The organism is Halorussus amylolyticus (genome assembly GCF_004143485.2).
Classification (GTDB): Archaea; Halobacteriota; Halobacteria; order Halobacteriales; family Haladaptataceae; genus Halorussus; species Halorussus amylolyticus.
The window spans coordinates 234981-257807 of the sequence record NZ_RXOB02000022.1 but is presented as its reverse complement, the minus strand read 5'-3'; the positions used below and the strand labels follow the sequence as shown (position 1 = coordinate 257807).

Here is a 22827-nt window from a genome sequence, read left to right as displayed (position 1 = left end):
GCGAGTAGCCGCGTATGACCGTCTACGTCGTGGGTCTCGACGGGGCCGACTGGTCGCTTCTCCGGCCGTGGGCAGAAGAAGGTCACTTGCCCGCCTTCGCCCGCGTGCTGGACGAGGGCGTCTCGGGCGACCTCGAAAGCACCCTCCCGCCCGTGACGTTCCCCGCGTGGAAATGTTACTCGACCGGCAAGACGCCCGGAAAGCTCGGCGTCTACGAGTGGTTCGCGTACGACCGCGACACCCACGAGATTTCGCCGAACGACGCGAGCGACTTCCGCTCGTGCGAGTACTGGGACGTGCTCGCCGACCGCGGGGGACGCGCTGGCGTGGTCAACATGCCGACGACCCACCCGGCGGGCGCGTCGGCGTCGGGCGCGCCCGACGCCGACGCTGACAGCAACGACCGAACCGACAACGGAGTCGTCTTGACCATCGCCGGAAGCCCCGCAAGCGAGCGCAAGAGCTTCACAAGTCCCGAATCGCTCAAAGCCGACCTCCTCGACGCGATTCCCGACTACCGGGTCAAGCCCGACCTCGTGCTGGACGAAGCGACCCCCGACGAACTGGTCGCCGAGGCCCGCGAACTGTTCGAACAGCGGTTCGAGGCCGCGACGTGGCTCGCCGACGAGAAAGAGTGCGAGTTCGTCCACACCACCCTCTTCGCGACCGACACGCTCCAGCACCGGCTCTGGGACCGCCCCGAGAAGCTTCGGGCGGCCTACGAGCGCGTGGACGAACTGCTCGCAGATTTGCTCGACCGCGACGACGCCGAGGCCGTCGTGCTGATGAGCGACCACGGCTTCGCCGAGATTCGCGAGATTTTCATGGTGAATCAGTGGCTCGCCGACCGGGGCGACTTGGCGTTCGAGGAGTCCGAGACCCGCGACCTGCTCGCCAGCGTCGGCCTGACCGAGGAGCGACTGAAGCGCCTCGTCGGCCGACTCGGTCTCGTCAATCTCGCCCAGTCGCTTGTCCCCGAGTCGCTCCAGCGCCTCTTCCCGAGCGAGAGCGGCCGGGTCGCGATTCAGGACGCCGACATCGACTGGACGGAAACGAAGGCCGTCTCGCTCGGACGAGGACCAATCTACGTCAACGGCGCGGCGTTCTCGGATGACCGGGCAGTTGACGCCTACGTCGAGGGCCTCGCGAGCGACCTCGAAGCCCTCGAAACCCCGGCGGGCGACCCGGTGGCCGCCGCGGTCCACGACCCCGCGGACGTGTACTCAGGCGACCGAGCACGCGGTCCCGACGTAGTGGTGGAGTACACGACCGGGGTGGACGCCCCCGAAGCTATCGGCGGCGGCGTCTTCGGCGAGACGACCGAGTGGCTGGCGACACACCGGCGCTCGGGCGTGTTCGCGGCGTGGGGCGACGACTTCGCCGAGGGGAGCGCCGACCTCGAACTGTACGACCTCGCGCCCACGCTCCTCCACCGTCTCGGCGCGCCCGTTCCGGAAGACGTTGACGGCGAGGTCCGATTCGACGTGCTGGCGGGCGAGGCGGCCGACAGAGAGGTCGAGCAGGGACCGCCCACCGCGACCGACGCCACGGGCGAGCGCGCGGGCGAGGAGGTCGAAGACACCCTCCGGGAGTTGGGGTACCTCGAATGAACCCCCTGAAGCGATTTCCCCGAGTGAACAACGCGTGGATGGACCTCAAACACCGCGCGAACCACTGGCGAAAGCGTCGTGACCGCGAGGTCCGCGAGGGAGTGCGCGTCACCGACCCGCGAAACGTCCTCGTCGTGGTCGTAGACTGTCTGCGCGCGGACCACGTCTCGGGGTTCGGTCACGACCGGGAGACGACCCCGACGCTCGACCGATTCGCAGAGGACGCCGCGGCGTTCTCGAACGCGAAGGCTCCGAGTCCGTGGACGTTTCCCGCCGTCCCCTCACTCCTGTCGGGGCGCTACCCCCACGAACACGGCGGGCGCTTCGAGTCCGGCCCCCGGAACCTCTCCTCCGAGCAGTTCCCGCAGCGACCCCGCGCCGACGTGCCGATGCTCCCCGACCTGCTCGAAGCCGCGGGCTACGACACCGCGATGCTGACCGCGATTCCGATGGCCGAGAAGGCGACCGGAGACCGCTTTCACCACGTGAGCGTCAAATACACCGACGCCGCAGAACGCGTCTCTGCCGCCCGCGACTGGCTGTCGGGTCGCGACCGGTGGTTCTGCTACCTCCACCTCGGCGACCCCCACGCGCCGCTCGATATTCCAGAGCGCCACCGCGAGACGTTCGACGTGCCCGCGACGGACGACCTCGAAGACTGGCGGTTCCGCGAGACGACCGAGGGCGAGGAGTTCGACGCCTATCGGGACGCTCGCCTCCGAGCCTACGACGCCGCGATTCGAGGCGCGGACGACGCGCTCGAACCCCTGCTCGCCGACCTTCCGGACGACACCGTGGTCGCGGTCTGTGGCGACCACGGCGAAGCGTTCTGGGAACACCCCGAACTCGAACGCCGACTCAACGACGACCCCCGCGGTTATTACGCGACCGACCACGGTCACAGTACCCTCGAAGAAGTGGCTCGGGTCCCGCTCTGGGTTCGCGCGCCCGGCGTCGAAACCGGGCGCTCGACGCGCCCGGTTTCGCTCGTGGATGTCGCGCCGACCATTCTCTCGGCGCTCGGTGCGGACGTTCCGGACGACCCCGGCGATTCGGACGACCCCGGCGATTCGGACGACCCCGGCGATTCGGACGACCCCGGCGGTCGAGACGTTCCGGACGATTTCACCGGTCGGGCGCTCGGCGAGTCGCCGAGCGCCCGACCGCTCCTGTGCGAGGAGACCGCCTACGGCTACAATCAGCGCGCGGTCTGGCACCGCGACGAGAAGGCAATTTCCGTGCCCGAGACGGGCGAGACGCTCGCGTTCGCGCTCGACGACTATCTCGAAGCCGACCCGCTCGACTCGGTTCCCGACCACCTCGAAGACGCGCTCGCGTCGTTCGGCGCGGGCGTCTCGGGCGGCGAGCAGATGGCGGTGGACGGCGACACTCGCGACAGACTCGAAGAACTCGGCTACCTCGAATAGTCGGCGTCGGCTTCGTACGAGAGCCGCTCTCTCACTCCATGTAACCGAGGTCCTTGAGATGCTGTTCGACCATCTCGTCGTCCTCGGCGATGCCGTCGGACCCGCCCTCTCGCATCCGTTTCATCCGGTTCTGGTGGTCGTCGAGCGCACGGGATAGCTCGTCGTACTCCGGAACCCCGTCGCCCGAGCGGTCGTCTTCGGGGCGTTCGTCGGGCGTCTCGCGCGCGTCGAAGCAGAACTCCCCGTCGTCGGCGTGGCGCAGGAGCTTCCAGCCGTCGGCCCGGCGCGCACAGCACCGGGCGTACTCGATTTGCCGACCCACGTCGGCGAAGGCGTACTCGCGAGGGTTGGCCGTGCCCTCGGCGACTTCGAGCGCCGATTCGCCCTCCCAGCCCTCGAAGGCGTCGAGACCGAGCGCGTCGGCAATCGTCGGAGCCGTGTCGATGAGCCGAATCTGGCCGTCAATAGTGTCAGGAGCGCGGTCGGGGTGACTGACCACGAACGGCACCCGAAGCACGCCCTCCCAGAACTCCGGCGGGTGGCCCGCGTGATTGTGTTCGCCCACGAGTTCGCCGTGGTCGGCGGTGAACACGACGAGCGTGTCGTCGAGTTCGCCGCGCTCGCGGAGGGCCGAGAGCACGGCGTCGAACTGGTCGTCCACGTACGCGCACTCGGCGTCGTACAGTCGGCGAATCAGGTCCCACTCGCGGTCGGTCACCTCGTCGGGGTGGTGGGTCCCCTTCCGCGAGAGGCCGCGACACCGCGACAGGCCGAGGGGTTCGTCCAGAAACTCGCGCTGGTACTCGTCGGGGGCCTCGTAGGGGTGGTGGGCGTCCATGTAGTGAAGCCACGTGAACCACTCGCCCGATTGGTCGTCAATCCAGTCGAGTGCCCGGCGGTTCAGCGACTCGGCGCGCTCGTACTCGCTCTCGTTGCCAGTCGCGTTCGCAAAGAGCGCGTCGACGCGGTTGTACACCGCCTCGATGGTCTTGAACACCGGGCCGTCCTTGTCGAGGTTCGACTGGACGAACTGCTTGAGTTTCCCGGCTTCGGTCGTCCCGCTGGCGTCGTACATCTCGGCAAATCCGCGGTCGTAGTGGTACGACCCACTCGCGAAGTGGTTGTCGGTGTAGCCCGCGGTGGCGTACCCCGCCTCCCGGAGCGTCTCTGCCAGCGTCCGAATGCCGTCGTTCGACCCCGGTTCGGGGATACCGAGCCCCTCGATGCTCGCGAAGTACCGACTCGCGTGGATAGCCGGGAACGACGCCGGGGTCGAGGGTCCGTTGGCGATGCACTCGGCGAATTCGAGCGACTCGTCCGCGAACGACCGAGTAGCGGGCATCACCTCCGAGTTCACCCGGTCGGCCCGGAGCGAATCGACCGTGACGAGGAGGACGTTCATACTGGCTTTCTGTCGGGCGGCGCTTAAAATGCTACCCGTCTCTCGTTCGGCGTTCTCGTTCGGTGAACGACCGAGGAACGATTACACTGCAGTCGGAGTTGGAATTCGGAGTCGGAATCGGGAGAGGAGGAGTGGAGTTGGAGTTTGGAGTTCAGAGTTGAAATCTGAAACCAGAGGCAAATCAGAAGCTAGCTACTCCCGATACCTATGAGAACCGCACCGCCACCGCGCCCGCGACAGCCACACGCCTCCCCAACCGACTCCCTACGCTCCTTCCAGTCGCTCCGGTCATCCCTCGCGCGCTTTGGGCGCGGGTCAAACCGCGACCCGCGCCAGCGCGCGCCGTGCCGAAGTGAAGGCGTGCGAAAAATGGAATTTCATGCCTCCGAAATTCACCCGTACACGTCGAGCACGCGCTCGGTCACGTCGTCCCACGTCGGCAGCGCGGCGGCGGGCGCGGCGCGCCCGACCGCCGCGCGCACGCCCGCGGCCACGTCCTCGGGCGCGACGCCCGCGACCCCCGCGCAGTCCTCGCGGTCGGCCCAGTCCACCAGCGCGCCCGCCTCGCGGACGACGCAGGGCGTCCCGGCCGCGAGCGCCTCGGCGACCGTCATACCGTAGGATTCGAACGCCGAGAGGGTGAGATACGCCTCTGCTCCGGCGTACAGCCCCGGCAGGCGGTCGTCGGCCACGAACCCCAAAAATTCCACGCGGTCGGCGACACCCGCCTCGCGAGCGACCCGTTCGAGTTCGTCGCGGTAGTCGCCCGACCCCGCGACCAGCAGGTCGTACTCCGGCAGGTCCGCCAGCGCGCGAATCGCGTGCTGGACGCCCTTGTACGCCTCTAACCGACCGACGCAGAGCAGATACGGCCGGTCGCGGGCGTCCGGGGTCGCCCCGGCGAATCGCTCGACCTGCAGGCCGTTCGGAATCACGGTCGCCGAGACGTCGAAATCCTCGTAGAGTCTGTCGCGCTCCCACTCGCTGACCGCCACGACGGCGTCGGCGCGGCCGAGCGCCCACCCGCCGGGGAACCGATACGCCGACAGCAGGCGGTCCCGAACGCTGTCTGCGCTCGCGCCGTGGTAGTGGGTCGTCACGACGAATCGAGCGTCTCCGACCCCGAGCGCCGCGAACAGCACCGGGAGCGAATGGTAGTTGTGGGCGTGGACCACGTCGGGGTCCGCCCGCCGAACCGCCGCCGAGATTCCGGGTGCGACGTGGAACGCGCCGCCGGGAGCGAACCCCCGAAACCGACGGACTTCGACGCCGTTTCGAGTCTCGCGGCGCGGTACATCCGGCCCGGCGTCGGCCGTGAACACCGTGACCTCGCGACCGCGCGCGACCAGTCGTTCGCTAATCTCGGCGACGTGGGCCTCGACGCCTCCGGCACGGGGCGGATACCGCGGTGTGACCTGCAAAACTCGCATGGGCGCTCAGTCGAACGCCTCTCGAAGCTCCTCGTCTACCTCCCACGTGCCGTCGCCCTTCCCTCGGAGGAGTTCGACCGCGGCGTGGAGGAGCGACACCTGCGAGTCGAACACGGCGTAAACCGCCTGAAGCGGGCCGAGCAGGTCCTTCTGGCCGAACCAGACGAACCCCGCGAGCGCGGCCGGAACCGCGAGTCCCGCCCATCCGGCGACCGAAACCGCGGCCGCGGTCACGGCGACGACGCTCAGCGCCACGAGCCACGGCGAAATCACCATGAACCACCAGTTGAACGGCAGGACGGCCTTCCCGTACTTTCCGTACTTCCCCAGCGCGTCGCGGTGCTGGACGAGCAACCGGATGAGTCCCATCCCGCGACGGTCCTTCTGGAGGCGGCGCTTGCCGAAATCAGAGTGGGAGGCTTCCTTGTACCGAATCGCGGGGTCGAAGACGACGCGGTCGCCGCCCCGTCGAATCTTGAGCGCGAGCTCGGTGTCGTCGGCGAGCGATTCGGGGTCGAGCGGGACGACGGCGTCGTTTTCGAACGCCGAGAACGGCCCGTGGAAGATGAGCGTCGAGTCGAGATGGGATTCGAGCGTCTGGACGTGTGCCTGGACGCCCCGGTAGCCCGCTTCGACTTCGCTCCCGCCGAGGACCTCCGCATTCTGGCCGGTAACCGCGGCCACGTCGGGGTCTGCGAGGTTGGCGGCCGCCTCTCGGAGCGCGTCGGCGGCGACGTACGAATCGCAGTCGGTCTTGACGACCATTTCGTTCTCTGCGGCGGCGTAGGCGTCGTTCAGCGCGGGCGCGAGACCGCGGCGGTCGTCCTCGCGGATGAGATTCAGGTCGGGATGCTCGCGCTCGGCGAAGTACGACTCGACGAGTTCGGGCGTCTCGTCGTCGCTCGAATCCACGACCACGACTTCGACTTTCTCCATCGGGTAGTCGAGCGAGAGCAGGTCGTCGAGTTTCTTCTCGACGATGCCCGACTCGTTGTACGTCGGCAGGACGACGCTCACGCTCGGTTCGGCCTCGCGCTTGTCGGCCGCAGATCCGCTCGGCCGAACCCACGCGTAGAGCGCCAGAAACGCGACGTAGGGGAGCGCCGTCAGAACGACGAGCGCCCCGGCAGCCGTCACGAGGGAGTTCATACGACCGAATATGAAACCCCGTTATAACACACTGTTGGTCGTACGTCGGTGAGCGCGAAAAATGAACCGTCCGGACGGGACGGAAGTGAGAGGAAAGTCGGTCGAAATCGGAAACCCGATCAGACCGTGACTGCGCTCTCCTGGGAGAGCGACTGCGGGACGTTCGCGCGGTAGATGGTGACCGCACCGTACTGGGTGGTGAGTTTCAGCTCCACCGTCTGGCCCTCGTCGAGACGCTGGCCGCCGATGGCGGTGGCGTTCATCGAGATGCGGAAGCGGTCGTCCTGGCTGTTGAGCACCGGTGCGGAGTCGTCGGTGTCCTTGATTTCCGAGACGTTGAATTTGTCGATGTCGCCCTCATCACCGTCTCCGGGCTTTTCGACCGAATCCTCAAGGTCGCCCGATGTCAGCGTCTTGGCCTCGTTCGGACCGATCCACTCGATAGTCGCAGTCGAGAGATTGATGTCGTCGGCACCCGACCCGCGCATCACCGTCAGGTTCACGTAATCGACCTTCTCGTCGTTGGCGACGTTACCGAAGCCGCTGACGACCTGCACCCGGTTCGACACTTGGGCACTGCTCTCCTGCCCGGTCTGTTCGGACTTGGTCTGGAGGAACCCAGCGGTGTTGATGAGCACGCCCGCCGCAATCGCGGCGACCAGCACCATCGCGATGAACACGATGAGCGTACCGATACCCACCTGACCGCGGTTCTCGCCCGCGTTCGAGAGTCGTTCTTTCACCGTAGAGATTGGATTTCGTATCATTTTTGGTCCGTATTCGTCGTCGGGAGTCTTCCCACCCGAGAGGTGCCACCAGCGACATATATATCGTTCGTCCATTTTCACCGATGATAATTGGAGCCAGATGTGAGAGTACAGGCGATGAGAAACCTACATTTCGCAGAGATGCGTCAGACGCCACTCAGAAATGATAGATATAAAACACCGAGTCGAACCGAGCGTCGTCGTTCGATTGGTCTTCGACGGCCACCGAGAAGTAAGCCTTTTGCGCTCGTGGTGACCACTGAGACTCAATGGCCGACCGCGAGGACGTGTGCGTGCTCATCCCGACGCTGAACGAGGCCGAGACCATCGGCGACGTAATCGACGATTTCGCCGACTACGGGTTCGAAAACGTCCTCGTCGTGGACGGCGACTCGACCGACGACACCGCGGACATCGCCCGCGAGCGCGGTGCGCGAGTCATCCAGCAGTCCGGGACCGGCAAGGGACAGGCGGTCCGAGAGGGGATTCGACACATCGACGCGGCGTACGTCCTGATGCTCGACGGCGACGGCACCTATCGAGCGGCCGACGCCGACGCGATGCTCGAACCCCTCGTTGACGGCCGGTACGGACACGTCATCGGCGACCGGTTCGCCGACATGGAAGACGGCGCGATGACTCGGCTCAATCGCATCGGGAACACGATATTCAACTGGGTGTTCCGAACCGTCCACGGCAAGGACTTCGAGGACATCCTGAGCGGCTACCGGGCGTTCACCCGCGAGTCGGTCGAGAACTTCTACCTCGACGCCGACGGGTTCGGCGTCGAGACCGAGATGGCAGTCGAGTGTGTCAAGCACGGAATTCCGACCACCGTGGTCCCCATCCGGTACGAGTCGCGGCCCGACGGGTCCGACACCAACCTCCACCCGGTCCACGACGGCGGCGTCATCCTCCTGACGCTCTATCAGTTGGCGAAGACGAACAACCCCCTGTTCTACTTCGGAAGCGTCGGCGTGGCGAGCGGCCTGTTCGGCGTGGGTGTCGCGGCCTACGTCGGGTACGAGTGGTTCGTGAAAGTCCCCCGGGAGAGCCACGAGGTGTTGGCGGTCGTCGCGGCGTTCGCCATCCTGTTCGGCGTGCAGTTGCTGATGTTCGGCGTCCTCTCGGACCTCATCGTGACGCTCCACCGCGAGCAGATGCGCCGACTCGAGTAGTCGGTGGGAGAACGAGAATCGAAATCGCGAGCGTACGGCCCCCGAATTTTGTCACTCAGAGCGGCAGCGCGGCCCGAAACCGCTCGATGACGCCGGGTGTCCGCGAGGTCCGATACCGCTCGAACGTCGGATGGAGCGCGTTGAGCAGGTCCTGCTCGTCCTCGAAGCGATGTTGCTCGGTGTCGGACATCGCCTCCGAGAGCGCGACCGCGTGCCCTTTCGCGTTGTAGTCGATGCGCGGATTCGACAGCGCCCGGACGACCTCGTCGCCGGTCGCGGGAAACGAGAGGTCGGCGTCGTCGAGTTCGGCCGCGACTTCCGCGATGCCGAACTCGATTACGTCCGGGCCGTCGTCGTTCGACGGTGGTGGCCTCATTCCCATGCTCGAAGCTACTCACTCGCGGTACGAAAAGCTACTCCCTCTCGCCAGCGAACCGAGTCGCGCGGTCGCGGAATCTGCCGACGAGCGTTCCGCATCCGTCGGATTTACGTCGCTCTGCGAATAGTTACCAAATATGCTACGCGCGAAGGGGACGCTGCTGTCCATCGACCTGACCGACCGCGAGGCCCGAATCGAGGACGTAGACGACGTGCTGGCGTCGTTCGTCGGCGGGCGCGGCGCGGCCACCAAACTCGCCCACGACCGAGTTCCGTTCGACGCCGACCCGCTCGGCCCGGAGAACCGACTCTACTTCTCGGCGGGACCGCTCCAGCAGTCCCAGATGAGTTTCACGGGCCGGATGAACGCCACCGCGATTTCGCCGCTCACGGACGGGATTCGCTCGACCAACGCGGGCGGGTTCGTCTCGCGGAACTTCGTCGGGACGGGCCACTCAGTCGTGGAAATCGTCGGCGAGAGCGACGAACTCCTCGCGGTTCACGTGACGGATGAGGGCGTCGAGTTCGAGGCAGTGCCCGAACTCGCGGGCGCGACCGTCTCAGAGACGAGCGAGTACATGGCCGAAGAACGCGGACTCGCGCCCGAGAACCTCGCGGCAATCGGCCCGGCGGGCGAGAACGAGGTCCGGTTCGCCTGCGTCATGACCTCCGACACGCGGGCGTTCGGCCGCGGGGGTCTGGGCGCGGTGCTCGGCTCGAAGAACGTCAAGTGCGTCAGTTTCCGGGGCGACTCCGCGCCCGACATCGAGATTCCCGAGGTCCAGTCGGAGGTGCACCGGGAGGCCGCGACCAGCGACGACCGGATGAAGCGCCAAGGAACGACCGGCGGCACGGAGTTCATCAACGACGAGTTCTCCCTCCCGACCCGGTACTTCGCGGAGTTCTCGTTCGAGGACGTGGAGAACATCGGCGGCGACGCGGTCGAGGAGAAGAAGTACAAGCGGGGCACCTGCTCGCAGTGCGCCTACGGGTGTAAGCTCCCGACTCGCGACGAAGAGACCGGTCTCGAAACCGAGGGCCCGGAGTTCGAGACCGTGATGGCGTTCGGGTCGTGTGCGGGCGTCGGCGACATCGTGGACGTGATGAAATCGAACGACCTCTGCGACGAACTCGGTCTCGACACCATCTCGTGTGGCGTCACCATCTCGGCGTATCTCGCCAGCGAGGACGAGTTCGGCAACGCCGAACTCGTCCACGACCTCATCGGGAAAATCGCTCGCCGCGAAGGCGTCGGCGACCTGCTCGCGGAGGGCGTCGAGCGCGCCCACGCCGACCTCGGCGTCGAGAACTGGAGTTCGAAGGGCCTCGAATTCGCGGCTCACGACGGCCGCGCAATCAACGGACAGGGCCTGAGCTACGCCACCTCGAACAGCGGGGCCGACCACATGTACTCGGAAATCCTCTCCGACGAGTACTCGGGCGAACTCGACCCCGAGGGACTCGACGGCAAGGCCCCGCATCTGGTCGAGTCCGAGAACACAGCGGCGTTCAAAGACAGCGGCATCGTCTGCGCGTTTTCGAGCGACTACGTGACCGAGGACCGGGCCGCCGAACTGTTCGACGCCGACTGGGACGACCTGCTCGACGTGGGCGCGCGGACCGTCGAACTCGAACGCCACTTCAACAATCAGCGCGGCTTCGACCGGAGCGACGACGTGCTTCCCTACGACCTGCCGGACTTCGAGGCCGCACTCTCCGAATACTACGAGGTTCGAGGCTGGAACGACGACGGAACGGTTCCCGACGAGCGAGTCGAAGTCGCCGACTGAGGCCCCAACACCTCACCCGCCGTGAATCGGCGTCGTGAAACTCACCGAGTCACCGTCTTCGAGCGCCCCGTCGGCGACCGCCCGGTCGTGACCGTTTCGAAGTGCGGTCACGCCTCGCTTGACCTCGCCCTCGTCGTTCAGCACCATTCCGTCGAGTTCGGGGTGTCGCTCGGCGACTCGACCGACCGCGTCGGCGAGAGTCGCCCCGCGCGGGAGTTCCTCGACGACCGTCTTCTCGCCGACGGCGTCCCGAAACGGCGCGTAGAAATTGAGTTCGACGGTCACGGTCTCGTCAGCGTCGGTGGTGGGCGCGGACATCCCTCGTGTAGCGGTAGGTGCCCGGCGGCTTAATTCACACCCTTTTCCGGAGTTCGTATCGGACCGAGTGGAGCCGAAAGCGCCCGCCGCGCTCCGGAGCGCGGCGGGCGCTCAGTGCGCGGACATCTCGGAGACGACGTTGAGGCAGTACACCCCGACGACAATGAGGGTCACTCCGATAGCGCCCGGGAGGTCCACCCGCTCGCCGAACACGACGACGCCGATAGCGGCTACGCCGACGATTCCCAGCGCGGCCCACGTCCCGTAGACGATGCCGAGCGGGAGGTCCTCCAGCGTCAGCGAAACGAGATAGAACGCGAGTCCGTATCCGACGACGACGCCGAGACTCGGGACCGGCCGCGAGAATCCCGCCGAGAGCTTCAGTGCAGTCGTCCCGACCAGTTCGGACGCGATTGCCGCTCCGAGCAGTGCGTACGGATTCACGGTTCACGTGGCGATGCTCCCGGGTCGATAATATGCGTTTCGCTGACGTGTCGCTCGGTCACCAACCCCGAATTATAAAGCCACACTCTACATTCGCCCTCGTATGGACCGTGTTGCAATCATCGGAGCCTCGATGACGCAGTTCGGAAAGCGCGAGGCGTGGGTGCGCGGCCTGCTCGCGCAGGCCGGGCGCGAGTGCCTCGCCGACGCCGACGTGGCTCCCGACGACGTGGAGCACCTGTACGTCTCGAACATGGCGAGCGGCGAGTTCGAGGGGCAGACCGGCGTGCCGAACGCGCTGGCCCACGACCTCGGCGCACTCCCAGCCTACACCCAGCGCGTGGACCAGACCTCCGCCTCGGGCGGCGCTGGCATCTACGCCGCGTGGCAGTCGGTGGCGTCGGGAGCCTCAGAGATGACCCTACTGGTCGGCGGCGAGAAGATGACCCACCGGAGTACCGCGGAGGCGACCGACGTTATAGCTTCGCTCACGCATCCCGTGGAGTACAAACACGGCGTGACCTTGCCGAGCTTCGCGGGTCTCACGGCCCGGCGCTACCTCCACGAGTACGACGCGCCCCGCGAGAGTCTGGCGAAGGTCGCGGTCAAGAACCACAAGAACGGACTCGACAACCCCCACGCCCAGTTCCGGAAGGAAGTCGATTTGGAGACCGTGATGGACTCGCCCATCGTGGCCGACCCGCTGCGTCTCTACGACTTCTGCCCCATCACGGACGGGAGCGCGGCGCTTCTCTTCTGTCCGGAGTCGGTGGCCGAGGACCACGTCCCCGAGGACGAGTACACCGTCGTCGCCGGAATCGGCGGCGCGACCGACACCCACGTCGTCCACGAGCGCGACGACCCGACGGTGATGGGCGGCGCGGTCGAGAGTTCCGAGCAGGCCTACGAGATGGCCGACAGAAGCCCTGACGACGTGGACGTGGCGGAACTCCACGACATGTTCACCATCCTCGAATTCCTCCAGAGCGAGGCGGTCGGCTTCTTCGAACAGGGGGAGGGCTGGAAAGCGGTCGAGGAGGGCGTCACCGACCGAGACGGCGACCTGCCCATCAACACCTCGGGCGGCCTCAAGTCGAAGGGCCACCCGCTCGGCGCGAGCGGAATCGCACAGGCGTACGAACTACACCAGCAGTTGCTCGGGAACGCCGGACCGCGGCAGGTCGAGGCCGAGGTCGGTCTGGCCTGCAACGTCGGCGGGTTCGGCAACTGCGTGACCACGACGATTCTGGAGGATGCCTAAGATGACGCTGAACGCCTACCGCTGTCAGAACGGCCACCTGACGTACCCCGAACACGAACTCTGCCCGGAGTGCGGCGAAGCACAGGACGAAACCGTGGACCTCGCCGAGGAAATCGGAGAGGTCGTGACGTGGACGACCAGCACCGCGACCCCACCCGGCGTTCGACAGCCGAACACCCTCGCCATCGTGGAGTTCTCCGCGGACGGAGAATCCGTTCGCGCGATTGGGCAGGTGGTCGAGGGCGAGGAAGTCGAAATCGGCGACGAAGTGCGACCCGTCTACGCCGAGGAACTTCGCGACCCCGACGCCGGGATTCGAGAGAAGGAGAGTCAGGAGTGGGACGGCTATCGGTTCGAACCGGCGTGACTACGAAAATCGACCATGACGCCACCCACGGAAGGCGACACCCGAACCTTCGAACGCACCTTCACGCCCGATGACGTGCGAACATTCGCCGACGTCTCGGGCGACGAGCAACCCCGCCACCTCGAACCCGGCGACGAGGGCCGCCTGCTGGTCCACGGCCTGCTGACCGCCACGATGCCGACCAAACTCGGCGGCGACCTCGAAGTCCTCGGGCGGTCGATGGCGTTCGACTTCCTCCGACCGGTCTACACGGGCGAGACGGTGGTCTGTACCATGACGATAGAGGCTGTCGAGGAGCAGGCCGACCGCTACGACCTCGCGGCGTCGGTGGTTTGTGAAAACGAGGATGGTGAGGTCGTGTTGCAAGGAACGGTCGAGGGTCTGGTCTCGAAGTGATCAGACGTTCGGGCGCTCGTCCTCGAACTCAGCGGTGCTCGCTTCGAACTCGGCGTCCCGGTCGGTCGCGGTCGCCTCGCGGATGTCGCGCTCGACCTGCTCGCGGCCCTTCTTGAACTCGCCCATCGCCTCGCCGCTCGCGCGCGCCAACTTCGGGAGTTTGTCCGCACCGAACAGCAGGACCGCGATGAGGAGGATAATCATCATCTCCATCCCGCCCGGAATCGGACCGAACAGCGGTGTCGGGAGCATAGTCGTCCGGAGGCGTCCGACAGCTATCAACTTCTCGCGTGTCGCACCCCGAATATCTCATAAACCGATAGATTGACATTGAACCCGCGTTCGGTTCCCGGTATGTTTCCGCCGGGCCACTACGGGATGGCGCTCGCGCTGTACGCCGTGGTCGGGTACCTCCTGCTGGCCCGGGGGTACGACCGGGACGCGCTCTCGGGCGGCGGCATCGTCCTCGCGTACGCCCTCTTTCCCGACGTTGACGGCCAAATCGAATTCGTGGTCCATCGGGGCGTGACCCACACGCTGTGGTTCGCGCTCGCGGTCGGCCTGTTCTGCGTGGCGGTCGTGGCGACCTCGCTGTGGGGACGCTCACGGCGCGAGGCGGCCCTCGGCGCGACGTGGGCGTTCTCCCTCGGGTCGTTCTCGGTCGTCTCCCACCTCCTCGCGGACCTGCTGAATCCGTGGGGCGTGATGCCGCTGTACCCGCTGACGCCCGCGCTCTACTCGCTCGGCCTCGTTCGCGCGACCAACGACGCCGCGAACTACGCGCTGTTCGCTTTCGGCGTTCTCGTCGCCGCGACCGCGTGGGCGCTCGGGCGACCGACCGGACCGCGACGGTCGCTCCCGGTTCGGGCGTACCGTCGGCTTCGAGGCCGGAAGCGAATCGCCGAGAATTAGGCGTCGTCGTTCGAGTCGTCGCTCGGTTCGTCGTCCGCTTCGGCGTCCTCACCGGCGTCAGTCTCGTTGCCCTCGTCTCCGTCGGTTTCGCCTTCTCCGCCATCCCCGACTTCTTCTCCGTCGGCCTCGGTCACATCGTCGTCGCGATGTTCGAGTTCGTCCTTGATGGACCGGAGTTCGGCGTCCACGTCCACCTGTACGGCGTCGTCGCCGTCGGCCTCCCCGTCCTCGCCGGGGTCGCTGAGGTCGATGGTGGTACTGCGCTCCTCGAAGTCGTCACGGTCGGACTCATTCTCGCGTTCCCCGTCGCGTCCACGCTGGCGTGCGTCCTCGTCCCTCCGGTCGCGGTCCTGCTCCCGCCCGCGGTCCTGCCCACGCCCGCGCTCGCGGCCCCGGGCCTCGTCGGCGTCCCGTCTGCTCCTGTCCACCCGGTCGCGTATCTCGCGGTTGATTCGCCGGGCGTCTTCGAGGATGTCGCGGGCCTCGCCCTCTCGCGGCAGGTCGGACTCGCGCACCACGTTCTCGACGTCTTCGAGCGCGGTTTCGAGTCGGTCGAGGGTCGCCCTGCTCGCGTCGGCGGCCCGACTTTCGAGTCGGTCGCGCTCCTCGCCCACGACGCTTCGCTCGGGGTCGAGGACGCGAATCACCTGTTGGAGCGCCTGTAGCGCCCGGACGTTCGCTTCGAGCACCGCGATTGCGGTCGGAATCGCGTACTCGCCCGTGAACGACAGCACCTCGCTCGGGGACGGCGGGCGTGGCAGGCCGAGCGGTCCCTCTGGCGGTCGGCCGAGTTCATCCCGGAGTCGCCGGACTCTCTCTTCGAGTTCCTCGACGCGCTCGTCGAGTTCCTCGGGGTCGCGTCGGTCGTCGCGGTCGTCTCTCATAGGTGCCCTTTCGTGTCGTGTCGTAAAGAGTTTGGCCGCTTCGAGTCGGTGGCGTTCGGAGTGGTACGTCCTCGACTTCGGGCCACAACTTCAGAAATTCTCCGGGAGGAAGACCTCCCGCGGCGGGAACATGGCTTCGAGCGTCTCGCGGGCCGCGGAACTTCGCACGTCGAGGTCGCCGAACGCCTCGGCGTCGGCGACCGAGTGGTAGCCGACGTAGAGTTGCGAGAGCGTCGCAACGCCGACTTCGGCGTCGGCGTCTTCGGAGTCCACCATCTCGCACGTCGCTCGGCCATCCTCGATTTCGACGCGGAAGCGTCGGTCGTTCCAGTCCGCGAGCGGGTCGGAGACCGCGAGGTCGAACCGACCGTCCGCACCGGGGTATTCGAGCGCCTCGATTGCGGCCGGAACGTCCACGAGACGGACCATCGGCCCCGGCTTGATTTCGCAGTCCACGGCCGCAGGGTCGGCCACTTCGTCGAGCAGACGAGCGTCGTCGGTGCCGTAGACGCGCACGGTCTCGACCTGCGAGTCGTGATTGGCGAGGAATCGCAGGAGGTTCAGTCGGGCCTCGCGGTCGGCGTGGGCGAGTTCGGCCGCGGCGAGTTTCTTGCCGCCCGCTTCGTCTTCGACTCGGTAGACGACGTAGCCCCGAGTCTCGCCCGTCTCGTCGTCCCACGCGTAGACGTATGGGTCGGACCGCCAGCTTTCGAACACCCGCGTTCGCCACCACTCCTCGGTTCGGTCGATAGCGAGGTCGAATCGCTCGTCGTGGGCCGCGAGGACTGAATCGAGGGCGGCCCAGTCGTCGGCCTCGACCCGTCGGAACTCCCCGGCGGGTCGCTCACTGTCCGAGATGCGGGTCGCTTCGCGTCGAGCGAACGCGAGCGCGTCGGGCGAACACTCGTACTCGGCGTACTTGTTCGCGAGTCCCCATCCCTGTCGCTCGTAGAACGGGTGTTCGAACGCCCAGAGCGCGGTGAGGTAGTCTCCGCGGTCCCGGTACTCTTCGAGCGATGCGGCGAGCAGTCGGGCGACGTGGCCCTTCCGGCGGTGTTCCGGCGGGGACGCCACCGCCGACAGGCCGGGCATCTCGGTCCAGCGACCGCGTTGGCGAGCGCGGAACCAATGATGACGACAGACGCAGAGCAGGTCGTCGCCGTCGAACAGGCCGCGGGGGTCGCCCGGTCGGTCCTCCTCGTCCTCGTCGGCGTCCTCGCGCGGACCGCGTTCGGGTTCGAAGGCGTACCGGAGGTACGACCGAAACTGTTCGGTTCGGTCGTCCGGAATCGGGCGGTAGTCCATGCGTTTCCGGGCGGTCCGGAAGATTAAATACGTTGTCTGTTCAGCGCTCTGACCGATTCGGACTCACTCCTCGTCGGTCGGAACCACGGTCTTGCCGGTCGGTTCGGGAACGACCCGCCTATCCGCGCCCTCCCACTCGCGGTGTAGCTCTCGGCCCTCGAACAGTCGGTCGAGAAACACCGCCAGTCCCGCGACCTCCGAGTGGGGTTGGTTCGTCACGCCGACGTTCCAGTCGGCGGCCTCGTACACGTCGAACGACACCTTCTGCGAGCCGACGACCGCCAGAATCGGTTCGCCGTCGTCCCCCTCGTCTGTCTCGTCGTCTCCCTCGACTCCGCGGTGGGCGGCCCGAATCTCGGCCTCCACGTCCTGAACGCGCTCGCCGTACATCGTGAGGTGGACGACTCGACCCGTCCACTCCCGGAGGACCTGCCGCGGACTCTCGGTGAGTTCGACCTCGAAGGGACCGCCGAATCGGTCGGTGATGTCCTCGACTGTCGCGACCGACTTGCTCGCGTCGCCCGCCAGAATCGCGCGGTCTGCTCCCAGCGCCCGCGCGGTCAGGCCGACGTGGGTCGTCATGCGCTCGTCCCGACCGGGACGGTGGCCGAGTCGGAGGACCGCGACTTCGGGTTCGCCTTGCATGCCCCGTAGTCGGTGGCGGGGCGGTTAGGGGGTTTCGGAACGCGACAATCACAGACGTGTTCGGGCGCAAAGATGCGAGAGTGAGCGACCGCCGGTCGCTCACTCTCGCGTCTCGGCCAGTCGCTCGGCGGCAGCTGCGAGTCGTTCCACTGCGCGCACGAGACGTAGTAGAAAATATCCGCCACCGACGAACAGCACGCCCGCAAGAAGCACCGTCTGTCCGACGTTGACGGCGAGCGCGATAGCAAGCCAGACCGCAATGGCGACGAAAACGAGTAGGACGCCTTCGATTTCGGTTTGACCTGACGCCGCGCCGGTGGACGAATCCATACCCAAAGGGATTCAATTTATTGTCATAAGCGTTCCGCACGAACGCGGGCCGCGGGGGCGTATCGGAGACCGGAAAGCACTTGCCCGCAACTGTCGCAGAGGCGACCATGAAGCTCTCCGACAAGCGGGTAGTCATCACCGGCGGGGCGGGACTCGTCGGGTCGCACCTCGCCGAGCGCCTCGCGCCGGACAACGACGTTGTGGTCGCCGACGACCTCTCGAAGGGCGACTCAGAGCGCGTGACCGACGACGCCGAACTCGTCGTCGCGGACATGACCGACCCCGACGACGTGGCCGAGGTCGTGACCGAAGACGTGGACATCGTCTTCCACTTCGCGGCGTACACCGACACCAACTACGACGACGACCGCCGACTGTTCGAGGAGAACGGCGGAATGACCTACAACGTCCTCGAACGCATGGACGAGGTCGGCGTCGAGAACATCGCCTTCACCTCCTCCTCGACGGTGTACGGCGAGGCCCCGATGCCGACGCCCGAGGACTACGCGCCGCTCGAACCCATCAGCATCTACGGGTCGAGCAAACTGGCCGACGAAGGTCTCGTCTCGACGTACGCCCACTCGTACGGGATACAGGCGTGGGTGTACCGCTTCGCCAACATCGTGGGTCCCCACCAGCGCGGCAACGTCGTCCCGGACTTCATCGAGAAACTGCTCGACGACCCCGAGAGCCTGACGATTCTCGGCAACGGCCTGCAGGAAAAATCCTACCTCCACGTCGAGGAGTGCATTGACGCGATGTGCCACGTCGTCGAGAACGCCGAGAAGGACCTCAACATCTACAACCTCGGCACGCGCACGACCACCTCGGTCAACGCCATCGCCGACATCGTGGCCGACGAGATGGACCTCGACCCCAACTACGAGTACACCGGCGGCGACCGCGGCTGGACCGGCGACGTGCCGAAGATGCGTCTGTCCATCGAGAAGCTGTCGGCGCTCGGGTGGGAACCCTCGATGTCGAGCGACGAAGCGGTTCGGAAGTCGGCGGGGCAGTTGTTGGAGGAGCTTCGGGCGGAACGCGCCTAAACGTCGGAATCGAGCCTCAGGTGAGTCGGCGAGACTACACCGAAAAGTCCGTCCGCGCCTCGGCGTCATCCCCAGTCGCGTTCAGCGTGGCGACCACCGTGTAGTCCCCCGAATCGGGGTCGTCCCAGACTTCCGAGAATCGCTCGACCGCCCCGGAATCGATTGTCTCGGTCCGGAGCGCTTGGGTGAACATCTGGCCGTCGCTCGCGCGCCAGACCTCCGTACCATCTTCCAGCACCGCGAAGTCGGCCGAGAGGCCGCTTCGGAACGTGATTTCCTCGGGGGCGTCGCCGTCGTTCTCGACTTCGAACTCGAACTCGACTCGGTCGGTCTCGACGGTCGCGGTGACCGAACTTCGGAGCGTCATGGTATATCTTCGTCGCCGGGGGCTGAAAACTTTTCCGAGGGCGGTCGTGGAAATCGAGTCGATTACTCGTCGCTCGAACCGACACCGAGGGCGGCCGCAGCGTCCACGAGACCGTAGCCCTGTTCGTCGCTCGGCAGGCCGATGTCCGTGGCGGTGTCGCGCATTCGAACCCGCGCGTCGGTGTTGGTGTACCCCTCGCCCGCGAGGAGCGCGCCGACGCCTGAGACGTGAGCCGCGGCGTACGAGGTGCCGCTGAGGGCGTCGCATCCGTCGCCCGAGCTAACCGTCCGGAGGTCCGCACCGGGCGCGGCAAGTTCGATTTCCGGACCCCTGCTGGAGAACGACGCGAGGGTGTCGCTCTCGTCAGTCGCGCTGACCGCCACGACCTCGGAGTACGCCGCCGGGTAGCCGACACACCCGTCCGAACACGGGCCGCTCCCGCCCGCCGCGCCGACGAGCAGGACGCCCCGGTCGTCGGCGTAGGCACAGGCGTCCTCGATGGCCTGCGAACCGGAGCTCGCGCCGAGGCTCAGATTCGCCACGTCCCAGCCCTGGTCGGCGACGTACTCGATTCCGGCCGCGATGTCCGAGAACGACCCGCTGCCCCGCTTGTCGAGTACTTTCACCGCGTGGAGGGTGGCTTGGGTCGAGACACCCACGACGCCCTCGGCGTTGTCTACCGCGCCCGCGGTGCCCGCACAGTGGGTGCCGTGGTCGTTGTCGTCGTCCCACGACTCGTTGCACTGGCCGCCCCGGCATTTCGTGAACGCCTCGCCCTCGCCGAGGTTGGCCTGCAGGTCGGGATGGTCGGCGTCGATGCCCGAGTCCACGATGGCGATGTCGGCACCCGCGCCCGTGTCGCCGTTAGCGTGTGCGATCTCGGCGTCCACCCGGTCGATGCCCCACGGAAGCGTCTGGGCAAGCGCGTGCATCGTACCGTTCTCCTCGACGTACCGGACGTCCCCGCGGTTTTCGAGTGCGGTCGCGGCCTGCTTCGGAAGCCGAAGCGTCAGCACGTCGATGGAATCGAACTCCCGAACCGTCTCGTCGGCTTGATTCAGCGCCGCCTGTCGGCCGCGCTCGGAATCGAATCCAATGTTGACCTCGACCCTGTCGTCGGGATTGGCCGCCGCCAGACCGCTTCCGGCCGCAGTTGCGACCGATGCCCCTGCCACTTTCAGCACGTTTCGCCTCGACACACCTTTGCCGTTAGTTACTATACATCCATAAAATAAAACCATCGCAATATAAGTCTTACTTACAGAAAAATACTATTGAAATATTAAAGGTGTGGACGGCATCTCCTCGATTTCGACAGATGCGACGACGATACCGACCGAGCGGTACGCCTTTAGCGAGCCACCGCCTAGCCGAACGCGTGCAAGTCGTCGGCTACGAAACCGAACGCGACGACCGCCGACCCGCGCTCCGCGTTGCTGACACCGGACGCGTGACCCGCGAACCGCTGGAAGCCGGTCGGAATCTCGCCTACTCGCTCGGGAAACGCCACTGCGCCGGAGTCACCGACGAAACGGGCCACCGCGCCTGTGACGAGGGCGACACGCCCTACTGCGACGCTCACACCTCGACGTGGGTGTGCGCTCGGTGTACCGGCACCTGCCTCAAGGACGAGATGGACTGCTACGACGACCACGCCATCTACCTCGCGGCATTCGCGCCCGCGACGTTCAAGGTGGGCGTCACCCGCGCGTGGCGGCTCCGCACCCGCCTGCGCGAGCAGGGCGCGGACAGGGCCGCGCACCTCCGAACCGTCTCGAACGGACGCATCGCCCGCGAAATCGAGGCCCGAATCGCCCGCGAGTACACCGACCGGGTGCGCGTCCCCGACAAAATCGCGGGCCTCCACCGGTCGGTGGACGAGTCGGCGTGGTCCGACACGCTCGCGGCGTTCGACCACGAGGAGACGTTCGACTTCGACTACGGCTTCGAGCTGAAATCTGGCGCGGTCCCCGAGACGGTGGTCACCGGCGAGGTGGTCGGCGTGCAGGGCCGCGTATTTGTCCTCGAACGCGGCGGCACGACGTACGCCGTGGACCTCCGAGATTTGGTGGGCTACGAGGTCCGAGCCGAAGCGAGCGACCGGGAATTGCAGTCGAGTCTGGGCGCGTTCTAGTTCACCAGTTCGGCGACCCGCCCCACCGCGAATGGAATCAACATCTCCTCGGGGTTCAGACCGCCGTGCATCCCGATTAGCTCCATCTCCTCAGGTTCTGCGTCGCCGTACCAGACCGACAGGTCGCGGTGAGAGACCACCACGTCGCCGAGTCGTCGGCGGAACGTCTCGGAGGGAGCCACGTCGCCGAACAGGTCGCGGTCGAGGACTTCCGCCCGCGAGAACACTTGCGCGTCCAGATTTTCGCGCATAGCCGACTCGACCTCGGCGTCCCTGCCGTCCTGTAGGTGGAGGTGCACGTTTCGCGGGCTTCCCGAGAACCGAACCGGCGTGCCGTCGGCGTGTCGCCGGAGCGAATCGAGGACCGTATCGAAGTCGTCCAGATTCACGTTTCGCTCGGGGTCGGTGTTCACGTGGCCGTGGTCGGCGGTCACTACGAGCAGGGTGTCTTCGGCCACACCGCGGTCGAGCGCCGAGAGCGCCTTCGAGAGCGTGTCGAACACCTCGCCGACCGTCTCGCGGTAGTCCGTCGAGTTCGTCCCGGAATGGTGAGCCGCGTGGTCCACGTGGTCGAGGTAGGCGAAGCAGTACGAACGCGCGCGCTCGCCTCCCCCGCCCTCGACTTCGCTATCGGCCTCGTCGCGGGCGGCGTCGAGCGCATCCCGGAGTCGCTCGGGAAAGCCGTCGAGCGACTCGTAGGTGTGGGCTGTCGCGCCCTCGCTCGTCGATTTGAAGGGAACGACGTGGTGGCACGCGACGCCAGCGTCGGCGAGTTCGGTGTAGAGCGAAGTCGCGTTGGCAACGTCTTCCGGGGCGACGCGCGCCGGGCGCTCGCCGTCCTTGGTCACGAACGGAAGCGCCTCGAACGACTCGTCCGCGGTCGGTTCGTAGACGTTCCACCCGATGACGCCGTGTTCGGCGGGGAGCGACCCGCTGTGGAACGTGTTCATCGCGGCGGCGGTTTCGCTCGGGTAGATAGACGTGAGCGGGGTGACTCGGGCCTCGGCCGAGAGGCGGTCCAAAAAGGCGTGGCAGTCGCGCTCGCGCCGCCACTGCTCGAATCCGAACCCGTCCACCAGCACGACGAGGACGGTCCCGACATCTGTAGCCACGCCAGCGAGCGCGTCGGCCGGGAGCGTTCGGCCGGTGTCACACCCCAGTACCGAGGTGACCGTGTGAGGAACGTTTCCGAGGCAGTAGCCGTCGTAGTCCGGGAAGAGACAGCCGTCTTCGCTGTGCTCGGCCAACAGCGCGTCGGCGGCGTCTGTTCGAAGCATCTGTCAG

At 66.5% G+C, this 22827-nt stretch carries 25 protein-coding genes; 10 read left to right on the top strand and 15 right to left on the bottom strand.

Annotated features, from left to right (window positions below):
• The first annotated feature begins 14 nt into the window (after positions 1–14).
• Both EKH81_RS17455 and EKH81_RS17450 read left to right on the top strand, forming a co-directional pair.
• Positions 15–1610, top strand: coding sequence for an alkaline phosphatase family protein (locus tag EKH81_RS17455; RefSeq protein WP_132060795.1), 1596 nt, complete (start codon positions 15–17; stop codon positions 1608–1610).
• Entirely contained in the window at positions 1607–3037 is a 1431-nt protein-coding gene (locus EKH81_RS17450; protein ID WP_162224667.1) for a sulfatase, read from the top strand. The genes EKH81_RS17455 and EKH81_RS17450 overlap by 4 nt, the downstream gene beginning before the upstream one ends.
• A 31-nt stretch (positions 3038–3068) precedes the next feature.
• On the opposite strand, the gene EKH81_RS17445 is transcribed toward EKH81_RS17450, so the two are convergent.
• The 4 genes from EKH81_RS17445 to EKH81_RS17430 all read right to left on the bottom strand — a co-directional run bounded on the left by EKH81_RS17445 (position 3069) and on the right by EKH81_RS17430 (position 7785).
• Positions 3069–4439: a sulfatase family protein gene (locus tag EKH81_RS17445; RefSeq protein ID WP_132060791.1), complete on the bottom strand. Its 1371-nt coding sequence runs from the start codon at positions 4437–4439 to the stop codon at positions 3069–3071.
• A 392-nt stretch (positions 4440–4831) separates the two neighbouring features.
• Positions 4832–5869 (bottom strand): glycosyltransferase family 4 protein, encoded by a 1038-nt coding sequence (locus EKH81_RS17440; protein ID WP_132060789.1) that lies wholly within the window; start codon positions 5867–5869, stop codon positions 4832–4834.
• 6 nt (positions 5870–5875) lie between these two features.
• Complete coding sequence (locus tag EKH81_RS17435) at positions 5876–7018, bottom strand: glycosyltransferase (protein ID WP_132060788.1); 1143 nt, start codon at positions 7016–7018, stop codon at positions 5876–5878.
• 119 nt (positions 7019–7137) lie between these two features.
• Positions 7138–7785, bottom strand: coding sequence for an archaellin/type IV pilin N-terminal domain-containing protein (locus EKH81_RS17430; RefSeq protein WP_132060785.1), 648 nt, complete (start codon positions 7783–7785; stop codon positions 7138–7140).
• 269 nt (positions 7786–8054) lie between these two features.
• Here EKH81_RS17430 and aglJ point away from each other — a divergent pair, with 269 nt between their 5' ends.
• Entirely contained in the window at positions 8055–8963 is a 909-nt protein-coding gene (gene aglJ, locus EKH81_RS17425) for an S-layer glycoprotein N-glycosyltransferase AglJ (protein WP_132060783.1), read from the top strand.
• 55 nt (positions 8964–9018) lie between these two features.
• Here aglJ and EKH81_RS17420 read toward each other — a convergent pair whose 3' ends face one another.
• Positions 9019–9345, bottom strand: a complete 327-nt coding sequence (locus EKH81_RS17420; RefSeq protein WP_132060780.1) for a hypothetical protein — start codon at positions 9343–9345, stop codon at positions 9019–9021.
• Positions 9346–9478: 133 nt separating this feature from the next.
• Here EKH81_RS17420 and EKH81_RS17415 point away from each other — a divergent pair, with 133 nt between their 5' ends.
• Positions 9479–11131 carry an aldehyde ferredoxin oxidoreductase family protein gene (locus EKH81_RS17415; protein WP_132060778.1) on the top strand — a complete coding sequence of 551 codons (1653 nt, stop codon included), beginning with the start codon at positions 9479–9481 and terminating at the stop codon, positions 11129–11131.
• 12 nt (positions 11132–11143) lie between these two features.
• Here the strand turns inward: EKH81_RS17415 and EKH81_RS17410 are convergent, their stop codons facing one another.
• Both EKH81_RS17410 and EKH81_RS17405 read right to left on the bottom strand, forming a co-directional pair.
• Positions 11144–11449 carry a MoaD/ThiS family protein gene (locus EKH81_RS17410; RefSeq protein ID WP_132060776.1) on the bottom strand — a complete coding sequence of 102 codons (306 nt, stop codon included), beginning with the start codon at positions 11447–11449 and terminating at the stop codon, positions 11144–11146.
• 111 nt (positions 11450–11560) lie between these two features.
• Complete coding sequence (locus EKH81_RS17405; protein WP_132060774.1) at positions 11561–11893, bottom strand: DMT family transporter; 333 nt, start codon at positions 11891–11893, stop codon at positions 11561–11563.
• A 103-nt stretch (positions 11894–11996) separates the two neighbouring features.
• On the opposite strand from EKH81_RS17405, the gene EKH81_RS17400 reads away from it, so the two are divergent.
• From EKH81_RS17400 to EKH81_RS17390, 3 genes are read left to right on the top strand one after another with little or no spacing between them, the layout of a single operon-like run.
• Positions 11997–13154: a thiolase family protein gene (locus tag EKH81_RS17400; RefSeq protein WP_132060772.1), complete on the top strand. Its 1158-nt coding sequence runs from the start codon at positions 11997–11999 to the stop codon at positions 13152–13154.
• A 1-nt stretch (position 13155) separates the two neighbouring features.
• Complete coding sequence (locus tag EKH81_RS17395) at positions 13156–13521, top strand: Zn-ribbon domain-containing OB-fold protein (RefSeq protein ID WP_132060770.1); 366 nt, start codon at positions 13156–13158, stop codon at positions 13519–13521.
• 15 nt (positions 13522–13536) lie between these two features.
• Positions 13537–13917: a MaoC/PaaZ C-terminal domain-containing protein gene (locus EKH81_RS17390; RefSeq protein ID WP_132060768.1), complete on the top strand. Its 381-nt coding sequence runs from the start codon at positions 13537–13539 to the stop codon at positions 13915–13917.
• Here EKH81_RS17390 and EKH81_RS17385 read toward each other — a convergent pair whose 3' ends face one another.
• The gene (locus EKH81_RS17385) at positions 13918–14169 is read right to left on the bottom strand and encodes a Sec-independent protein translocase subunit TatA/TatB (RefSeq protein WP_132060766.1); all 252 of its coding nucleotides are present in this window, start codon (positions 14167–14169) and stop codon (positions 13918–13920) included.
• Between the two features lie 102 nt (positions 14170–14271).
• Between EKH81_RS17385 and EKH81_RS17380 the strand changes: the two genes are divergently transcribed.
• Positions 14272–14829 carry a metal-dependent hydrolase gene (locus EKH81_RS17380; RefSeq protein ID WP_132060764.1) on the top strand — a complete coding sequence of 186 codons (558 nt, stop codon included), beginning with the start codon at positions 14272–14274 and terminating at the stop codon, positions 14827–14829.
• Here the strand turns inward: EKH81_RS17380 and EKH81_RS17375 are convergent.
• The 4 genes from EKH81_RS17375 to EKH81_RS17360 all read right to left on the bottom strand — a co-directional run bounded on the left by EKH81_RS17375 (position 14826) and on the right by EKH81_RS17360 (position 17993).
• Entirely contained in the window at positions 14826–15713 is an 888-nt protein-coding gene (locus EKH81_RS17375; RefSeq protein WP_132060762.1) for a DUF7547 family protein, read from the bottom strand. The genes EKH81_RS17380 and EKH81_RS17375 overlap by 4 nt on opposite strands.
• 90 nt (positions 15714–15803) lie before the next feature.
• Positions 15804–17018: a GNAT family N-acetyltransferase gene (locus tag EKH81_RS17370; RefSeq protein WP_132060760.1), complete on the bottom strand. Its 1215-nt coding sequence runs from the start codon at positions 17016–17018 to the stop codon at positions 15804–15806.
• 63 nt (positions 17019–17081) lie between these two features.
• Positions 17082–17663 carry a tRNA (cytidine(56)-2'-O)-methyltransferase gene (locus EKH81_RS17365; protein ID WP_132060758.1) on the bottom strand — a complete coding sequence of 194 codons (582 nt, stop codon included), beginning with the start codon at positions 17661–17663 and terminating at the stop codon, positions 17082–17084.
• Positions 17664–17762: 99 nt separating this feature from the next.
• A complete protein-coding gene (locus EKH81_RS17360; protein ID WP_132060756.1) occupies positions 17763–17993 on the bottom strand; it encodes a DUF8066 domain-containing protein in 231 nt (76 codons plus the stop codon).
• A gap of 107 nt (positions 17994–18100) precedes the next feature.
• On the opposite strand from EKH81_RS17360, the gene EKH81_RS17355 reads away from it, so the two are divergent.
• Entirely contained in the window at positions 18101–19042 is a 942-nt protein-coding gene (locus EKH81_RS17355; protein ID WP_132060754.1) for an NAD-dependent epimerase/dehydratase family protein, read from the top strand.
• A 34-nt stretch (positions 19043–19076) separates the two neighbouring features.
• Here the strand turns inward: EKH81_RS17355 and EKH81_RS17350 are convergent, their stop codons facing one another.
• The gene (locus EKH81_RS17350) at positions 19077–19409 is read right to left on the bottom strand and encodes a BsuPI-related putative proteinase inhibitor (RefSeq protein ID WP_132060753.1); all 333 of its coding nucleotides are present in this window, start codon (positions 19407–19409) and stop codon (positions 19077–19079) included.
• Between the two features lie 62 nt (positions 19410–19471).
• Positions 19472–20584 (bottom strand): S8 family peptidase, encoded by a 1113-nt coding sequence (locus tag EKH81_RS17345; RefSeq protein ID WP_394352046.1) that lies wholly within the window; start codon positions 20582–20584, stop codon positions 19472–19474.
• 203 nt (positions 20585–20787) lie between these two features.
• On the opposite strand from EKH81_RS17345, the gene EKH81_RS17340 reads away from it, so the two are divergent.
• Positions 20788–21543, top strand: coding sequence for a DUF2797 domain-containing protein (locus EKH81_RS17340; protein ID WP_238392232.1), 756 nt, complete (start codon positions 20788–20790; stop codon positions 21541–21543).
• On the opposite strand, the gene EKH81_RS17335 is transcribed toward EKH81_RS17340, so the two are convergent.
• Positions 21540–22820: an alkaline phosphatase family protein gene (locus tag EKH81_RS17335; protein ID WP_132060747.1), complete on the bottom strand. Its 1281-nt coding sequence runs from the start codon at positions 22818–22820 to the stop codon at positions 21540–21542. The two genes, EKH81_RS17340 and EKH81_RS17335, sit on opposite strands and share 4 nt — an antisense overlap.
• Positions 22821–22827: the final 7 nt, after the last annotated feature.

Coding starts and splice junctions, on each gene's coding strand:
- EKH81_RS17455 (WP_132060795.1), top strand. CDS start 15: ATGACCGTCTACGTCGTGGGTCTCGACGGGGCCGACTGGTCGCTTCTC.
- EKH81_RS17450 (WP_162224667.1), top strand. CDS start 1,607: ATGAACCCCCTGAAGCGATTTCCCCGAGTGAACAACGCGTGGATGGAC.
- EKH81_RS17445 (WP_132060791.1), bottom strand. CDS start 4,439: ATGAACGTCCTCCTCGTCACGGTCGATTCGCTCCGGGCCGACCGGGTG.
- EKH81_RS17440 (WP_132060789.1), bottom strand. CDS start 5,869: ATGCGAGTTTTGCAGGTCACACCGCGGTATCCGCCCCGTGCCGGAGGC.
- EKH81_RS17435 (WP_132060788.1), bottom strand. CDS start 7,018: ATGAACTCCCTCGTGACGGCTGCCGGGGCGCTCGTCGTTCTGACGGCG.
- EKH81_RS17430 (WP_132060785.1), bottom strand. CDS start 7,785: ATGATACGAAATCCAATCTCTACGGTGAAAGAACGACTCTCGAACGCG.
- aglJ (WP_132060783.1), top strand. CDS start 8,055: ATGGCCGACCGCGAGGACGTGTGCGTGCTCATCCCGACGCTGAACGAG.
- EKH81_RS17420 (WP_132060780.1), bottom strand. CDS start 9,345: ATGGGAATGAGGCCACCACCGTCGAACGACGACGGCCCGGACGTAATC.
- EKH81_RS17415 (WP_132060778.1), top strand. CDS start 9,479: ATGCTACGCGCGAAGGGGACGCTGCTGTCCATCGACCTGACCGACCGC.
- EKH81_RS17410 (WP_132060776.1), bottom strand. CDS start 11,449: ATGTCCGCGCCCACCACCGACGCTGACGAGACCGTGACCGTCGAACTC.
- EKH81_RS17400 (WP_132060772.1), top strand. CDS start 11,997: ATGGACCGTGTTGCAATCATCGGAGCCTCGATGACGCAGTTCGGAAAG.
- EKH81_RS17395 (WP_132060770.1), top strand. CDS start 13,156: ATGACGCTGAACGCCTACCGCTGTCAGAACGGCCACCTGACGTACCCC.
- EKH81_RS17390 (WP_132060768.1), top strand. CDS start 13,537: ATGACGCCACCCACGGAAGGCGACACCCGAACCTTCGAACGCACCTTC.
- EKH81_RS17385 (WP_132060766.1), bottom strand. CDS start 14,169: ATGCTCCCGACACCGCTGTTCGGTCCGATTCCGGGCGGGATGGAGATG.
- EKH81_RS17380 (WP_132060764.1), top strand. CDS start 14,272: ATGTTTCCGCCGGGCCACTACGGGATGGCGCTCGCGCTGTACGCCGTG.
- EKH81_RS17375 (WP_132060762.1), bottom strand. CDS start 15,713: ATGAGAGACGACCGCGACGACCGACGCGACCCCGAGGAACTCGACGAG.
- EKH81_RS17370 (WP_132060760.1), bottom strand. CDS start 17,018: ATGGACTACCGCCCGATTCCGGACGACCGAACCGAACAGTTTCGGTCG.
- EKH81_RS17365 (WP_132060758.1), bottom strand. CDS start 17,663: ATGCAAGGCGAACCCGAAGTCGCGGTCCTCCGACTCGGCCACCGTCCC.
- EKH81_RS17360 (WP_132060756.1), bottom strand. CDS start 17,993: ATGGATTCGTCCACCGGCGCGGCGTCAGGTCAAACCGAAATCGAAGGC.
- EKH81_RS17355 (WP_132060754.1), top strand. CDS start 18,101: ATGAAGCTCTCCGACAAGCGGGTAGTCATCACCGGCGGGGCGGGACTC.
- EKH81_RS17350 (WP_132060753.1), bottom strand. CDS start 19,409: ATGACGCTCCGAAGTTCGGTCACCGCGACCGTCGAGACCGACCGAGTC.
- EKH81_RS17335 (WP_132060747.1), bottom strand. CDS start 22,820: ATGCTTCGAACAGACGCCGCCGACGCGCTGTTGGCCGAGCACAGCGAA.